Source organism: Paenibacillus sp. 01T442 (assembly GCF_056398345.1).
This window is the reverse complement of the sequence record NZ_JBFTPF010000007.1, coordinates 192333-207935: the sequence shown is the minus strand read 5'-3', so window position 1 is coordinate 207935 and position 15603 is coordinate 192333. Positions and strand designations below refer to the sequence as shown.

10 protein-coding genes are annotated in these 15603 nt (G+C 45.6%); 9 read left to right on the top strand and 1 reads right to left on the bottom strand.

Annotated features, from left to right (window positions below; translation table 11 throughout):
* The 5 genes from AC1DLM_RS09455 to AC1DLM_RS09435 all read left to right on the top strand — a co-directional run.
* A partial coding sequence (locus tag AC1DLM_RS09455) for a DUF6063 family protein (protein ID WP_477569824.1) occupies window positions 1-388 on the top strand: 388 nt, incomplete at its 5' end.
* Complete coding sequence (locus AC1DLM_RS09450; RefSeq protein WP_477569823.1) at window positions 372-4802, top strand: coiled-coil domain-containing protein; 4431 nt, start codon at window positions 372-374, stop codon at window positions 4800-4802. The genes AC1DLM_RS09455 and AC1DLM_RS09450, both read left to right, overlap by 17 nt.
* Window positions 4803-5393: 591 nt before the next feature.
* Window positions 5394-7256, top strand: coding sequence for an FAD-dependent oxidoreductase (locus AC1DLM_RS09445; protein WP_477569822.1), 1863 nt, complete (start codon window positions 5394-5396; stop codon window positions 7254-7256).
* Window positions 7257-7382: 126 nt separating this feature from the next.
* Entirely contained in the window at window positions 7383-8003 is a 621-nt protein-coding gene (locus AC1DLM_RS09440; protein WP_441992274.1) for a hypothetical protein, read from the top strand.
* 127 nt (window positions 8004-8130) lie between these two features.
* Window positions 8131-9087 (top strand): 3'-5' exoribonuclease YhaM family protein, encoded by a 957-nt coding sequence (locus AC1DLM_RS09435; RefSeq protein ID WP_441992275.1) that lies wholly within the window; start codon window positions 8131-8133, stop codon window positions 9085-9087.
* 670 nt (window positions 9088-9757) lie between these two features.
* On the opposite strand, the gene AC1DLM_RS09430 is transcribed toward AC1DLM_RS09435, so the two are convergent.
* The gene (locus tag AC1DLM_RS09430) at window positions 9758-10219 is read right to left on the bottom strand and encodes an Lrp/AsnC family transcriptional regulator (protein ID WP_171638062.1); all 462 of its coding nucleotides are present in this window, start codon (window positions 10217-10219) and stop codon (window positions 9758-9760) included.
* 271 nt (window positions 10220-10490) lie between these two features.
* Here AC1DLM_RS09430 and AC1DLM_RS09425 point away from each other — a divergent pair, with 271 nt between their 5' ends.
* The 4 genes from AC1DLM_RS09425 (at window position 10491) to AC1DLM_RS09410 (ending at window position 15598) form a co-directional block, all read left to right on the top strand.
* The gene (locus tag AC1DLM_RS09425) at window positions 10491-11876 is read left to right on the top strand and encodes an amidohydrolase family protein (RefSeq protein ID WP_477569821.1); all 1386 of its coding nucleotides are present in this window, start codon (window positions 10491-10493) and stop codon (window positions 11874-11876) included.
* Window positions 11877-11901: 25 nt separating this feature from the next.
* Window positions 11902-12897, top strand: a complete 996-nt coding sequence (locus AC1DLM_RS09420; RefSeq protein WP_477569820.1) for an aromatic ring-hydroxylating dioxygenase subunit alpha — start codon at window positions 11902-11904, stop codon at window positions 12895-12897.
* 211 nt (window positions 12898-13108) lie between these two features.
* Window positions 13109-14194 carry an ABC transporter substrate-binding protein gene (locus AC1DLM_RS09415; RefSeq protein WP_477569819.1) on the top strand — a complete coding sequence of 362 codons (1086 nt, stop codon included), beginning with the start codon at window positions 13109-13111 and terminating at the stop codon, window positions 14192-14194.
* 24 nt (window positions 14195-14218) lie between these two features.
* Window positions 14219-15598 carry an amidohydrolase family protein gene (locus AC1DLM_RS09410; RefSeq protein WP_477569818.1) on the top strand — a complete coding sequence of 460 codons (1380 nt, stop codon included), beginning with the start codon at window positions 14219-14221 and terminating at the stop codon, window positions 15596-15598.
* Window positions 15599-15603: the final 5 nt, after the last annotated feature.

Below are 15603 nucleotides of genomic sequence, written 5' to 3'. Positions count from 1 at the left end.
AGAGTGGACAGCGCTTGTGAATGAGCGAATTGCGTTATTGAAAACACATCCGGAAGCGGAATTAATAGAGATGGAGAAAGAATTCTCCTATAACTGGACATCTTTGATTGAAAAATKGAGTGCCATGGACGATATCAAGGAGACGGCCGCAAAACAAAGTGGGAATACGATCAGTCGCGTTAGCTTCATGGATTCGGTCCGGAAGTTTCTCATTGGGCAAGAACTGGTGACCGACATTGGTAATCAGGAAATTGCCTTGACCGAAAAGGCCAAAGTGGTTGTGCAGCGTTATTTTATGGAACTAGAGTATAACCGCGGTATTTTGGAGTTTTTATATCAAAGCGATACGTTTGAGGGGGAGGGAAGCGAACATGCCAGCGATCTCTAGAATTCGGTTTACGAATGTCGTCTACGAGGACGGAAATAAGCGCTATAACGACGAATTGTTTCATTTTGATGGGCATAACGGCGCGATTTTATTGGAAAATGGAGGGGGCAAGACGGTTTTCATCCAGTCAGCCCTTCAAGCCATCTTGCCGCATGAGGAGCTAGCCGGACGTAAAATAAAAGATACCTTAAGTCTCGAGAATGGTCCAGCGCACATTGCGATCGAGTGGATTCTAAGTGAACGTCCTCGGCGATATGTCGTGACAAGTATAAGTTTGTTTTTGACAGCAACAGGCATTGATTCGTATCGGTATGTGTATGACTATCCGGTGCTTGATCCGGATGCCATTGATCGGATTCCTTTTGTTAAGGAAAGTGCTGGTAATCTTCGAGCAGCCGATAGAGGCGAAATTCATGATTATTACCACCAGATGACGCAGAAAAGAATGAATGCGAAGCTGCCGGCAACGATGAAAGAATACAAGAAAATATTGGAAAATGATTACCGCATTATCGCCTCAGAATGGGAACGCATTGCGAAGATCAATAGCTCAGAGGGCGGCGTGGAGAGTTTTTTTGATGAATGCAAAACGACGAGCCAGCTGTTTGATCGCTTGTTGATCCCAACGGTAGAAGATGCGATGGCCGGATATGAACAAGGCGAGTTCGCGAATAATTTTGAAATGCACAGAGACAGCTTCAAAAAATATAAAGAATTAAAAGAGAAAATCGAAGAGAATAAAAAAATTCTCATCGAATTGGATCAATATGTGCTTCACTATGCCACGATGGATACGAAACAGGTGGCTTATGAAGCCGCGCAAGCTGAAACAAAGGCCTATTGGCTGCTCGTCAATGAACAGAAGAATGAGGAAACCGCGAAGCTCTCGCAGTGGCATCAGATGATGGCAGCATGCGATGAGCAAGTGCAGGAATTGGCGCGGAAGAAGGAATCGCTGCATATTGCGAAGCAAAAGCAGGAGCAGTCCGTCTTGGAAACAAAGCTTAGATTGGTCGAAGAAGACGTTGAGTTCAAAGAAAAGCTCGTACGGAGCGCGAAAGAGAGCTATTATTCGTTGCGTTTGGCCGATTACAGGCAGCAATGGACCTCTGCGGAGGAGCGCATGAACTATGTGCAGCGCGAACTTAAACAATTCGGTCATACCCAGGAAGAGGATGTATTGCGGGAAGCTTGGATCCAGAATGGTGGCCAAATTCGCAGTATTTACAGCAAGATGGAGCAGGAGTGGCAGGTTGAAGAAGAAACGCTTATCCAAGAAGTAGCTGCTCATCAGAATCGATTGAACTTAGAGGAAACAATTCTGATGGAGCTTTCAAGTGAGTTAGAGCTATTAAACAAGCAACTCATTGAACATAGATCGCTCGTGCAAGCCCGTGAGAAAGATAGGGAAGAGCTGAGTGCAACTGTTCTAGCCAATCCTGCCGTGGAGAGCATGGAAGGCAGCATGACGGACTGGATTCAGCGTTATCAGAAGTTGGATGAGGGCAATGTTCAGCTGGTGCAGAAGAACAAAGATTTGGCATTCGGTAAGGTGGAAAGCGAGAGACAGCTGCTGGGGGTGAGTGAAAGCCTCAAGATCGCTTATGTGGAACGTGCCAATTCAGAGCAGAGTCTCGACGCATTTAAAAAAGTGCATGAATCCATCCTTAACGAAATCGCTTCGTATAGGTCTTCATGGGGAAGGCTCTCGACTGTTTATGAGAAGCAAAGTTCGATTGAAGAACGGCTTAAAGAAGATATGGAAAAACAGCTGATCGAGAAAGAAGCTTACTTGTTGAAAGAGCGTCTCGCTTTCCGTTATATCGATGATTACAGCTCCCAGCCTACTTTTTTTGCGGACGTGTATGTGGCGGGTTTGGTGGATAAGTGGAGAAATCAGTTCGATTTATTGGAGACAGGTATTCAATATTTACAGAGTTTGAAGTTAACCGAGCGAGCGATGACTCACCCCCTCTGGTCTGTGACGTTAATTACGACGGAAGGTGAGGTTGCGTTAGTCACAAGTAAGCTGCGGCAATATGCGGAAGATATGCAGTTCCCGATTCAAGTGATCTCTTCACAGGAAGCGGCACGTCTGGTGGGTAGTGATACACCGGTAGCCACGGAAGATAGTGCGTGGGTGGAACCACAGCATTGGCGTGATAATGTGGAGGATACGGAATTCGTCAACTGGAAGCAAACGATTTCCTTGAAAGGAGAAGAAGTTCGGATAGCGCGTAAAGAAAAGGAAAGCGATCTGCAGCGTACTTCTGATCTTCAAGCCTCTTTTAGCCGATTCCTGTTGGCATACCCGCTTGAGGTCGTACAAGACATGGAACGGCGAGTAGGGCTTACACGCGAAGCTGTGCGTGAACTAGAGGGTCAAGAGGATGCCATCAAGAAATCCATACGCTTGGTAGAGCAGACAATCCTACAACATAATACCGTGTTGGACGAGCAAAAAGTGGAAATGGTTCAGCTCGGGCAGCGGATTGAAAAAGGGAGTAAATACGTCGAGCTGGGCAAAGAAATCGTGACGTTGAACGGAGCCATCGACCAGCTTGCACTGCAGTCTGATGATCAGCAACAAAAGCTGGAGGGCAGGCGGCGCTCGATAGAGCAAGCGAAGCTACAGAGTGAATCCGTGAAGGGCAGAATGAACGTTGTGAAAACGGAGAAAGCGAGTCTTCAACGTCAAGATCTGTATATCGAATTGGCGGATGTGCAGCCCATTGCAGCGAATCATAGCTTAGAATGGTTGAAAACAGAAAGAAAAGATTTACATCTCAAGCTTAATCATATATCCCAAGGGCGTCAGCAGCTTGAAACGGAGTTGAAGCATGCCCAAGCGAGCAGAACAACGTTGGAGCGGGAGATGAGCAAGCTTCGCTTGGAACAAGCGGACTTGCATTTGAATGAGGAGCTTGCCTTCTCTGTGACGGGTGAAGAACAGATGTCGCAGTTATTGTCAGAGCTCAAGGATCACGAATCACGGTTGGCTCTGGATAAGGAAGAATTGGGGCGAGTCGATAAACAGTATAATGAACTAGCAACGAGGATTACATTGCTGATTGAGCAGTATAGGGATATGCATGCGGGTGAGCAGCCTATGACTTTTACAGAGTCGCTGAGTGTAGTGGATGCACACGTCCAAAGTGAGGATACACGTTTACAACAGCAGAAATCAGGCTTACAGCAGCAATATACGCAAATTCAGTCGCAATTAAATAAAATCGGAGACGTGATTGATTACCTAAATCAATACAAAATCTTGCACGGTTTTGAAAATCCACTCATTCAGGCAGCTTTTATCACGCAGGAGCAGAAATCAGAGTTCCCGTATGACAGAATGAAAGGGGGGCGGCAATCTGTAACGTCGCTAACCGCCTTGATGAAAGAACTGGAAGCTGAAGAGTCGTCTGTGAAGAAGGCTAGACTCCATTTTATAGATTTTTGCCGGAAACAAATTAAGGATGTCAAAATGAGAGAAATGGCTGAGCAAGGTGTCGAGAAAAAAGACAACTATCAGGAGCTGACGCAATTTCAGCACAAAATGCACAGCCGAATTGAACGTGTCAACCACGTTGCTGAAGAGACGATGCGCACACATAATCAGCAACTTGAACAGTATATCATTCATGTTCATAGCCATTTGAAGCTGATCGCGTCTGAACTACGTGATATTCCGAATAAAACGAGAGTTAAGGTCGAGGATCAGTGGAAGCATATTTTCTCCTTTCTCATTCCTGAATGGGATGAACTTGAGGCGAAGGATCATCTGCGTAAGCATCTGGAATGGGTTTTGACCGAACTAGAAAAAGGTCATTACCGTGATGATAACGATCAAGAAGTGAAATCAACGGTTCGCAAAGAACTTGAAAAATGGCTGGATACCAAGCAGCTTCTGCAGATTGTTTTGCAAGAAAGAGTCATGAAAGTATCGTGCCGTAAAGTAACTAATGAGAATAACGTAACGAAGGCTTCCTTCTCATGGGAACAGTCTAATAATTGGTCTGGCGGTGAAAAATGGAGCAAGAATATGACGTTATTCTTAGGTCTGCTCAACTATGTCGCAGAAAAGCGACAGCATATTCAAGCGAACATGAAGCGGCATCGCACCGTGATTCTCGATAATCCATTCGGGAAGGCATCGAGTGACCATGTACTAAGTCCTGTGTTTTTTATCGCTGAGCAGCTTGGCTTCCAGATCATCGCACTGACTGCGCATGCGGAAGGCAAATTCCTCAAGGACTATTTCCCAGTTGTCTTTAGCTGTAGGCTCAGACAAGCAGCCAATGGCAGCAAGCTGGTTATGACCAAGGAAAAGGAAATCAATCAGGCTTATTTCCGCGATCATGCGCCGATTTCGCTGGAAAGACTTGGGGACGTTAAGCAGATGGAGTTATTTATCTAGGGAGGGCGTTACTTCGTAAACCAAGTGCGAGTATATGCTGTATTACGTACCTAACAATGATAGTATGTTCCCCGTTTAATGGACACGAGCGACGCTATTTTTAATAAAGCAGACAGTTTCCTCGTGTAACGGACAGCAACGACGTTATTTACTGTTTTGGAGGCAAAATTGTGTCCTAAGCAGGGGAATAACGGCCATGTTGTCCGTTAGAATTTGTAATGGCTACTTTGTCGCTTACTAACGTTCCCTGCGTCCGTTAAACACTGAGTTGGCTTTATTTCCTGGCGAAAAATAAATACTTATTGAAATTCAAAAAGTCTGCTTATTCTCCTGTGGCTACGCTTCGGAGAGCAAGCGGACGTTTTTATTTACTTCAAGCTGATGAAAGCGCTGGAACACGCAGCTGCTGGCGCTTTATTTTCGAACAGTGGAAACAAGTGAATACGTCAGAAGAGTGGCATTAATAATGGATCATCTCATTTCGTTGCGAAATTGGAGGGTCCTTTTTGGTCATTTTCCTGTTGGTTTTTTTCTGTATTATGCATACAATAAGGGAAAGCACTTATTCGATGCAGCAGGGTGATGAACTACTTGAAAAATTGGCTAGTTAGTAATATGAAATCGACATTAATTTTCGGTATTCTCGTACTTATTACGATAGCTGGCGGAGTGTTAGGCTACTTCGGACTGCTTCGAGACAGTGATGGGGGATTTACCMTACATACGCATTCGACCTTTCAGCCAGATGTGGTTGTCATGGGAACAGAACTAGAGGGCATGTATCTTGCTCAAAAGGCAAAGAAGGAAGGTCTCGACGTATTAATCCTCGAAACGAAAGGCCGATTAGGCGGACAACTCATTCAAGGTGAGATGCTCTATCTCGATGGAACCTACGATGATGAAGGCACTCCTCTCATGCAAGGCGGCATGAAGGAGCTTTTCCAACAGTACACACAAGGAAGTATCCGTACGAAAACGGATTTTGCCCATTATTTTCACAAACTTATTGAAGGCATACCCGTTGAGAAAAATATCGTGCTTGAAGACTTGAAAGTGACAGGCAATAAGGTCATTTCACTCGCCTATCAAGACGGTGATGGGAAAAAGCGAATGGTGAAGCCTTCTTATCTTGTTGATAATTCGGATGACGCTGAGTTGGTTCGAAAGCTTGATGTGCAACCGCTTCCAGGTTTGGAAGCGCTATATGGGAGCAAGGAACGCGAATATATGAGTGGCACATACATGATGAAGTTTAAGGGAGTCGATTGGGACAAGTTTCAAACTCAGTTTTGGAAAATGACGAAGATCGAGCGTGCTCATACATTCGGACCCGAAAGCTATGTGAACTCGCACATCGCCTATGGGTTTCCGCCAATCGTGTCGGCCTATGAACTACACAACAAGAACGAGCTTAATCTCCGAGGGTTGAACATTCTTAATCAAGGTAACGGGGAGATTATGATTAACGCGCTTCAGGTATACGGCATCGATCCAAGCCGGGAGGAAACGATTGAACGAGGGATGAAGCTCGCGAAAGAAGAAATGCCTTTCATACGCGATCATCTACGTAAATATATGGCTGGATTCGAGAAGTTGGAACTAGGTGGAGAGCCGAACGAACTGTACGTTCGTGAGTTTAACCATTATCCAACAGAATATGTGCTTCAGGCATCGGATTTAATGAGCGGAAGGATGTTCTGGGATAACGTCAGTGTAGGMGGGTATTTCATGGATATTCAAGGTTCACGCTCCAATCGGGAGGGACTAGCTATTGGGCGTCCGGATAAATATGGCATGCCTCTGCGAAGCTATTTGCTCCATGATTACGACAATGTCGTCACTGCGGGGAAACTGGTTGGTGCAACCGCTGTGGCTTACGGAAGCGCAAGAATTCAGCCGAACGGGGCAATGGCTGGAGAGAGCATAGGCGTATTGATGGCGCAGATGCAGGGGAGAAGCCTGAAGTCGGCGACACCCGAGGAAATCGATCGCCTTCATAAGCGGATGGAGCAGACTTATCAAATCAAGCTGTATGACCAAGTAGCGAAGGACAAAATTGCTCATTTCTCAGAGGCGGAGCGAGCAGAGTTGGACAATGGAAGAATTACATTGCTGAAAGGCAATAAAATCGCGCATCATTTGCCTTTTATCCAAATCAGACTTGAAGATCAAACTATCACCTACAATGGGATTAAGCCCATTGTCATTGGAGGTATCCCCTGGGTGCCACTTAGTCAAACGTTCGAGAAGCTAGGCCAAGGTGATGCTGCGTATGATGAAGAAAATAAACGCATTCTGTACACGTTTATGGGAAGGAATGGAACGATACCCTCGGCAGAGGTGCAAGTGCTGAACAATTTTGTGCTTGTAAGCTGGGTGAAACTTGCGGAAGAACTAGGCTATCAGTGGGATTGGAATGAGGCTCGTGACGAGGTGATTGTGAGGCGTTTATGAGCGTGTTTGAAAGTCTGCCTGAGTCTAAGCTCTAGCAGACTTTTTTTGTTTCGGCATAAGCCCGCACCATCCCCCGCCATGAGCAATAGTCTACTTTAAAAGGGTGATTGGGGAGTGTGAATACAGATGATTATATACGGAACGGGTCAGGGGCTTGTCAAAACTAATAGAAAAGCTAGTTTGCACGTGGCTAAGCCAATCCAACAACGCGTATTTGCCATTCGCAAAGTCGCGACGGTCATGTTGCCTTTCTATCGCAAGTTGGCGAGCAGCCGTACGTACTCCATCCAATGGGCGAAGGCTGTGCGGGAGACTGATATTGCACGCATGAATAAGCTGCTTCGCTCCGTCATCGGATCAGAGCCACTTTCGGCATTGGCGTCGAATGGCGTGGGGTGGTTCGTCGATTTGCCGTTGCCGAAACCGCTTCTTGTGATCACGAATGGGACGACGATTCGTCCAGGTCAAGTGCAGTCCACATTCAGTTCCACGATTAATCGTACGATTGCGAAGGCAGTCATTCCCTTATATCGGGAAATTATTTGCAATCCGAGTTACGCGGCGTTGATAGTGAAGGCAATCAATACGCAGAATGAGACCCTATTAAATCATGTGATACGAAGCACAGTGACGAGTCGAAGACTTGTTTCTGTTCAGATTGATTTCTCTGGCTTTTTCCTAGGGTTCAAATATCCAACGAGCAAATATGTGTATCTGAATGAGGTTTTTCGTGAGTATGTCATGTGAAAGCGCCTTAAGCCTTGTGTTTCTCAGTAGATGGTGAAACGGAAAAAACATAAATTTCTAGGTTACCACTAATCAATTAGGAGCATTTCGTAGTATAATGTTCCTATTGATTATTGGAGGCACACACATGACATTAATTAAACATTTACAAGCGCCAGATGAATTTACAGGTTTCTATTTAATAAAAGAGTTGGAAGTCAAACAAACCAATACAACACCTGCCAAAGATTTCATGGATATTGTACTCTGTGATGCGAGCGGACAAGTATCCGCCAAAATGTGGGACGTCAGCGCTGCGGATAAAGAGACCTTTTTCCCAATGACCTTAGTGAAGGTGCAGGGACTTGTTCAATTGTACCGCGAACGCTTGCAAGTGAAGATTGGGAAAATTCGCAAAGCATTGCCGGAAGATGGCGTGCAAATCACTGATTTTATTCGTTCTGCGCCGATCAGTCCAGCCGATTTGATTCATACGATTAATGGCGTGTTGGCGAGTATTACGAATCCAACGATACGGTCTATCGTTTCGTTTTGCGTGGCAAAGGTTGGGGACAAGCTTGATCATTATCCAGCGGCGAAGACGCATCATCATGCGTATTTCGCAGGACTAGCGTATCATATCGTACGTATGCTGGAGCTTGGTGAGTTTGTTTGCAAACAGCGTCCATTTCTTAATGCAGACTTGATCAAAGCAGGCATCATCCTTCATGACATTGCGAAGCCAGAAGAAATGATCGCGCAGCTCGGTATCGTTTCCGACTATAGCGTGCAAGGGAAGCTGCTGGGTCACATCTCCATGGCGTCCAACTGGATTACGGAGGCTGCTCTGCACCTTGAATTAGATCTTCAATCCGACCTCGTCATTGGATTGCAACATATTGTCCTCTCCCACCACAACTTGCCGGAGTGGGGAAGTCCGGTCCTGCCGCAGCTACCAGAGGCAGTCGCTCTACATTACATCGACTCGATGGATGCGAAGCTGCAAATGGTCGAGGACACGCTCCTTGTCACACCGGAGTCCGATTCATGGACGCCGATGATCCGTGGGTTGGAAAACAAAGCGATGTATCGCTTGAAGCTGTAATAAGGGAAAGCTGTTTCCAAGTTGAGAAATCTACTTGGAAACAGCTTTTTGTGTTTGGTGGAGGTGTTAATTCACCGCAACGCCGCCTATAGCACCCTCGACCCCGACCCCCAACCTAATCGGTCCACTAAAGGTAAATAGATGGAAAATATGTAGCTAATTTCATAGTATTCTTCACTTTATTTGAAATAACTGTAAAAAATACAGCTATTTTCAGCCGAAAACACCGAAATCAACAGAATCGAGCGAATTAGATGTACTTTTTCCATTTATTCGCCAAATCAAACTCAAAACTGACGAAATAGCTGGAGTTTTTCCAGTTAATTKGGTCTGAGGGGTCTGAGGGGGGTGAGAAATTTGAGAGGTTTGAGAGGTTTGAGACGTCTTAGAGGTCTGAKAGGGCTAAATAATACTACTTAACACCCAAGCCTGCCACATCTCTCATACTCAGCAGCAATATTCTCAAGCCTTCACCTCACCAACTCCCTTATTCCCACTCCCATCAACAGTACCTTCAGCCACAAGCGCCGATTGAGTAGCCAATCTTTCCTCCTCGACGAACCCTCAATGGTCAACTATTATCCTCGATCGACAATACTTTACGGATTGCCCAATAGCCACGCCACATCAACGCTAGTTCTCAGCGGTGTGCCGCAGTCCCTCCCACGATTCAAAGCTCTAAACCGGTCCCTTGTTTGAATCTTTTGATCACCATTTGTGTATTCACGCGTACAACGCCATTCAGCTTGTAGATGTTCTTATAGAGGAATTCCTCCAGCGCAGCATCATCCTTCAATAAGGCATGCATATGTAAGGAACTGGTTCCCGTCATTTGGTAGATCGACACCACATTCGGGTCCGCCGAAAGTGTGTTTCCAACTTCCTCGGCGTAGCGCGGCTCCACTTCCACTTCAAAGAAAGCACTAACTACCTTCCCTAGCTTCGTTGCATTCAAGCGAATCGTAAAATTCTCGATAATTTCATTATCAATAAGGTTTTCAACACGCTTTTGAATCGCGACTCGCGATAGATTCAAAATCTCACCGATTTTCGCATAGGACATTCTGCTGTTCTCGTGCAGCAACTTAATAATTTCTTGATCGACAGGATCGAGATCGTGTAAATCTAACATGAACATCACTCCACTTCATAATCTTAAAATATATACAATTGCTCAGTTTTCCTTGCGATTTTCATAATTCGCAACTAAATTCACCTATAAAATAACTATTGTTAACATAGTATCACATGAAAAATGGATAAACGTAACTATTTATCAATTATACATTTACATTTGGTGTTGACGATTTTCGAAAGTGTACATATAATCATGTTAATTAATATAACATAAATAATATCGACCAATAAACTATGTTACTTAATATGACACGAGGAGCTGCCGCATGACCAAAAAACTCATCTACAACGGAACCGTCCTGACGATGAATGCCACGAACCAAATGTTCAAGCCAGGCTATGTGTACATGGAACACGATGTCATCTGTGAAGTTGGCGAATGGAAGTCAGATGGCAGCTTAGATCATCTTCTCACAGATGCCTCCTACCGTTACAACGCAGAGGGGAAAGTGGTTATTCCTGGCATTGTGAATGGCCACACGCATCTGTTTCAAACATTCATGCGAGGCGTATCCGATCACTCCCCATTAGCCCAGTGGCTGAAAGAGATCATTTGGCCGATGAGTCTTGCGATGGAACCGGAGGATTTCTATTTAGCCGCATTGATCGGGTGTATTGAGAATCTGAAATCAGGCGCTACCTATATGATGGATCATCATTACATCCACACATATCCAGAGAATGATGCCAGCGTGCTGAGGGCGATGGTGGATTCGGGGATTCGTGGACATTTGGCACGAGGAGGCTCCGACCTTGCAGGGGAAGTACGTTTGCGAGAGACAAGTGAACAGATTTTCAACGCCACAGATCAATTGCTTGATCAGTGGGAAGGTGCAGGAAATGGCCGCATCCGAATCGCACTAGGACCACTCAATTTATACGGTTGCTCCCGGGAATATCTCGAACAAGCAGCCGTGTTCAGTCGAGATCGCAAGCTCATTTCTCATGTACATGTCGCAGAAACGAGTGGACAAATCGACACGACAATGGCGCGATACGRCCTTAGAAATTTGGAACTGTTAAATGAAGTTGGCTTACTCGGCGATCAAACACAGGTTGTTCATKGTGTTTGGCTGGACGACGGAGAGCTCGACCTCATCAAAGAAAAGCAAGCATCCGTCATCCATTGTCCCGTTTCCAATATGTACCTAGCCTCCGGTGTTGCTCGGGTACCTGAGATGCTACGGATGGGCATCAATGTTGCCTTAGGAACAGATGGCCCTGGCAGCAACAACTGCCAAGATAATCTCGAAGTGCTGAAGTTTACTGCGTGCTTGCACAAGGTGAATGAGTTGGATGCCACATTGCTGCCCCCGATGGATGTGCTGAGAATGGCAACAGTGAATGGCGCAAAGGCTGTTGGGCGAAGCCAAGATCTAGGCAGCCTCGAACCAGGGAAGAAAGCAGATCTTGTGACAGTTGATATGATGAAAGCCCATATAAGTCCCGTGCATCGGGCTTCTTCAGCACTTGTCTATAATGCGAACGGCAACGACGTCGATTTGGTAATGGTAGGCGGGCAAGTCGTTGTGGAACATGGGAAGAGCACATGGATTGATGAGCAGGAAATTTTAAAAAGAGCACAAGCCAGAGTTGACATACTTAGGAGCAAGTTAGCGGGGCAGTATCCTATTTTCGCGAATCAAATATAGGTTCAATAAGAGGAGGATGAATTCTATGGCATTACAACGTCTACATGATCCCGTTCTTGAAAATGATTGGCATGCGGTGTACCTTGCATCTGAGCTGAAAGATCAGCCAGTTGGTGTCATCATTTTAGGAGAAAGAGTAGCCCTCTACCGCTCTAGCCGAGGCGTTCACGCCATGCAAGATCTCTGCGTCCATCGCGGAGCTATGTTATCCAAAGGGTGGGTCAAGGATGATGTGCTGGTCTGTCCGTATCATGGTTGGCAGTACGACTCCTCAGGACAGTGTGTCTGTATTCCTGCACAACCCAAAGGAGAGAAAATTCCGCTTCGCGCGAAAGCCGTGACGTACGCCTGTGAAGAGAAATATGGCTTCATTTGGGTATGTATTGGTGAACCTGCAGCCCCGATCCCGCATTTTGAAGAGTTTGCGAATCTCGAGTATCACCCACTTCCGTGCGGGCCTTATAAGGTTGCTGCAGCAGGGACGCGAGTCATTGAAAATTTCACAGACTTCGCTCACTTAATGTTCGTTCATCAAGATTTACTGGGTCACCCAGACTATGCTGAGCTTCCTGATTTCCAGGTTGTGAAGGAAGAGAATCGCATCTATATCGAAAATATTCCGATTTTCCAGCCTGTTGCACATTCGGGTTCGGATAAAAGTGAGGGTACTACTTATGTCTATAGGAAGGAAGTGTATCGGCCATTGTCAGCTAGGCTATCGAAGGCGGATCCAAGTAATGGTCAAACGTTATGGATTATGCTCACCGTACTGCCTGTAGCTGCTGAAGAATGTGTTGTCTTCATGATGGTTTCACGTAACTATGCCTACGACGTGGATGACGCGAATTTCATTAAATTCCAAGACATCGTGTTTGAGCAGGATGCTAGAGTCATTGAGACCCAGAAACCTGAGTTGCTGCCTCTAGATCTGCAAGTCGAGTTGAATCATAAGGTTGATCGTTTCTCAATTGCATATCGTCGTTGGCTAAGAGAATTAGGTGTGGTGGTCGGGACAGTTTAGCTCTAAGACATAATGTTCGGTTTTAAGTGGTATTATTCACTTTACAATAATATTAAAGTTGTAAAAGTAATAAAAAGCCGTACTTTTATTGTGTGAAAATACAAAACGTCAGTCTATTCGTTGACGGAGACAAGCCGTGAAACGTATATTTGACTCAAGGTTAAACAAGATTTGTAGACATAGAAAACCAAATATGGAGGGGAAGTTAACTATGAAACGATTTCAACGTACTCTTGCACTTGCAACGAAACGCCCAGCTGCTGTATCCCTAAGTTTAGTGATGATTTCTAGTTTGTTAGCCGCATGTGGAAGTTCAAGTACTCCCGTTTCCTCGTCAGCGCCAACAGCAGCACCAACTACGGCGGCGGCTGCTTCTCCTGCAGCATCAGCGGCACCAGCCGCCAAACCGATTGTTCCAGCAACGGTGGTGTTGAATTGGTTCGCGGAGCCTGAGCACGGTGGGAATTTCGCAGCATTGTCGAAAGGCTATTACAAGGATGCAGGTTTCGATATGACAGTGATGCCAGGTGGTCCTTCAGTATCCGCTACACAGATTGTAGCTTCTGGTAAAGCACAATTCGGGATGGCGAACGGTGATGACATTTTGGTAGCCAGACAAGAAGGAATACCTGTCGTAGCGATTGCAACCTCGATGCAAAAGAGTCCGCAAGCCCTGTTTTATCATAAAGATTCCGGTGTGAAAGATTTCGGGGATTTAAATACTCACAAAGTGTACGTAGCCTCCACGGCGAGCTTCTGGCAATTTATCAAAAACAAATACAAATTAACAAATGCACAAGAAATGAAATATACAGGTCAATTAGTGAACTTTGTGAGTGACAAAACGGCGCTAACGCAAGGTTATGTGACCTCAGAGCCATTCACGATGGATCAACAAAAGGTTGAATACGGTACGCTGCTTGTTGCCGATTCTGGTTATAAAATTTACGCAGGCGTGTACTTCACGACAGAGAAGATGATCGCAGAGCATCCAGATCAAGTCAAAGCCTTCGTTGAAGCGACGGTGAAGGGTTGGGATTACTACAAAGATCATTCCGATGAGATCAATCCAAGCATTCAAACGAAGAATCCAGACATGGGCCTCGACATGATGAAATACAGCGCAGCGAAGGAAATGGACTTTGTTTTCGGTGGCGATGCAGCGACCAAAGGCACAGGCATTATGACCAAAGAGAGATGGGAAGAAGTGCAGAAGCAATTAGTTGAAGTAGGCGTACTGAAGACTGCTGAGAATATTGATAAAGTGTTCACGACACAATTCTTGCCTAAAAAATAAACAAAACTTCGGGAGGTGGCGGCATTGGCTTCTAACAACAACATCGATCTATGTAACGTCAGATTGCCATTATTAAATGAAGGGGAATTATATCGTCTCTCGATTCGCGATGGGAATTGGACACATATTCGCATACAAGAAGCAGATGCCGCTGCACCCATTTCAACCTCGCTCGAGTCATGGAATCCTGAACAACATGTAGAAACGTCCAGCATGACAACGCTAGATCTTGAAGGTAAAATTTTGCTTCCAGGCTTTGTGGATTCGCATATGCATCTCGACAAAGCGTTTTCCTTAACCACCGTGGAGAATATCAGCGGTACGTTGGAAGAGGCGGTTCGCAATTACTCGGCCGCATCGCCAACGTTCTCGAAAGACGAGATCAAAGCCAGAATGATGCGATCGGCACTGCAGGCTCTATCATTTGGGACTACGCATATTCGCACGCATCTGGATTTTAATCTTCGATTTTCACGAGACATCGCATTACGCACAATCGAAGCCGCATTGGAAGCCAAAGAGGCATTAGCACCTTACATGACGTTGCAGCTTTTCCCGATGTGTCCCTACAATTTCATGTCGCTGGATAATGAAGCCATTGAGGAAGCCTTACGAATGGGTGTGGATGGTATCGGTGGTGCACCGCATTTATCGTTAACACCGAAGGAAGACATTGATTTTATTTTCAAAATGGCAGAGAAATACGATGTTCCGATCGACCTCCATTGTGATGAGACAGATAATCCGCAGATGCGAACTGTTGAATATGTAGCAGAGCGCACGAAAGAAACAGGCTACGAGGGCAGAGTGACCGTAGATCACTTGTGTGCATTAGCCTCGATGACCGATGAAGATGCAGGCGGCATCATTGACAAGATGGCAGAGGCCAAGCTAAAGGCAGTTTCCTTGCCTGCTGTTAACCTGTATTTGCAAGGCAGACATGATTCATTTCCTGTGAGAAGAGGTGTCACTCGCTTAAAGCAAATTCATGAGAGAGGCATTCCAATCGCAGTTGCATCGGACAATATTCATGATCCTTTCCACCCTTTCGGGCGAGGGGATTTACTTCAAATAGCACTGATCTCTTCCTATGCTGCGCATATGGGCAGACCCGCAGATCTACGCACATTGCTGCGGATGATCACGGAAGCTCCCGCAAAGGTTCTTGGACTTTCTGCCTATGGAATTACAGAAGGTTATCCAGCCAATTTCGTCATTGTAGATGGTAGTTCAACCGAAGAAATCTTTACAATGCTCCCTGAACGCAGATGGGTGTACAGCCAAGGACGCTTCGTCAGATCCCCTGGCACGAAAGCTGGGTGGAACAACAATACCTTAACTCAATTCTGGCAAAAGGCAAGTGAAGCTGTATCGTTCCAAAAGCCCGAATTCGCGAAAGGGTGAACCGT

Coding starts and splice junctions, on each gene's coding strand:
- AC1DLM_RS09435 (WP_441992275.1), top strand. CDS start 8,131: ATGACATTAATTAAACATTTACAAGCGCCAGATGAATTTACAGGTTTC.
- AC1DLM_RS09430 (WP_171638062.1), bottom strand. CDS start 10,219: ATGTTAGATTTACACGATCTCGATCCTGTCGATCAAGAAATTATTAAG.
- AC1DLM_RS09440 (WP_441992274.1), top strand. CDS start 7,383: ATGATTATATACGGAACGGGTCAGGGGCTTGTCAAAACTAATAGAAAA.
- AC1DLM_RS09415 (WP_477569819.1), top strand. CDS start 13,109: ATGAAACGATTTCAACGTACTCTTGCACTTGCAACGAAACGCCCAGCT.
- AC1DLM_RS09420 (WP_477569820.1), top strand. CDS start 11,902: ATGGCATTACAACGTCTACATGATCCCGTTCTTGAAAATGATTGGCAT.
- AC1DLM_RS09450 (WP_477569823.1), top strand. CDS start 372: ATGCCAGCGATCTCTAGAATTCGGTTTACGAATGTCGTCTACGAGGAC.